This window comes from Nocardia sp. NPDC057272, from assembly GCF_042668615.1.
Lineage (GTDB): Bacteria > Actinomycetota > Actinomycetes > Mycobacteriales > Mycobacteriaceae > Nocardia.
This window is the reverse complement of sequence record NZ_JBHUYK010000072.1, coordinates 1-1,024: the sequence shown is the minus strand read 5'-3', so window position 1 is coordinate 1,024 and position 1,024 is coordinate 1. Positions and strand designations below refer to the sequence as shown.

At 54.8% G+C, this 1,024-nt stretch carries 1 rRNA gene; it reads right to left on the bottom strand.

The features are described from left to right. Positions 1-1,024: ribosomal RNA gene (locus ACFULV_RS34960) — 16S ribosomal RNA — on the bottom strand; the annotation flags it as partial.

Genomic DNA, 1,024 nt, shown 5'->3' with positions numbered 1-1,024 from the left:
GAACAGATTTGTGGGATTGGCGTAACCTCGCGGTCTAGCAACCCTTTGTACCATCCATTGTAGCACGTGTGTAGCCCAGGTCATAAGGGGCATGATGATTTGACGTCATCCCCACCTTCCTCCGGTTTGTCACCGGCAGTCACCTTAGAGTGCCCAACTGAATGCTGGCAACTAAGGTCAAGGGTTGCGCTCGTTGCGGGACTTAACCCAACATCTCACGACACGAGCTGACGACAACCATGCACCACCTGTCACTCTGCCCCCGAAGGGGACGTCCTATCTCTAGGATTGTCAGAGGATGTCAAGACCTGGTAAGGTTCTTCGCGTTGCTTCGAATTAAACCACATGCTCCACCGCTTGTGCGGGCCCCCGTCAATTCCTTTGAGTTTCAGTCTTGCGACCGTACTCCCCAGGCGGAGTGCTTAATGCGTTAGCTGCAGCACTAAGGGGCGGAAACCCCCTAACACTTAGCACTCATCGTTTACGGCGTGGACTACCAGGGTATCTAATCCTGTTCGCTCCCCACGCTTTCGCTCCTCAGCGTCAGTTACAGACCAGAGAGTCGCCTTCGCCACTGGTGTTCCTCCACATCTCTACGCATTTCACCGCTACACGTGGAATTCCACTCTCCTCTTCTGCACTCAAGTTCCCCAGTTTCCAATGACCCTCCCCGGTTGAGCCGGGGGCTTTCACATCAGACTTAAGAAACCGCCTGCGAGCCCTTTACGCCCAATAATTCCGGACAACGCTTGCCACCTACGTATTACCGCGGCTGCTGGCACGTAGTTAGCCGTGGCTTTCTGGTTAGGTACCGTCAAGGTACCGCCCTATTCGAACGGTACTTGTTCTTCCCTAACAACAGAGTTTTACGATCCGAAAACCTTCATCACTCACGCGGCGTTGCTCCGTCAGACTTTCGTCCATTGCGGAAGATTCCCTACTGCTGCCTCCCGTAGGAGTCTGGGCCGTGTCTCAGTCCCAGTGTGGCCGATCACCCTCTCAGGTCGGCTACGCATCGTTGCCT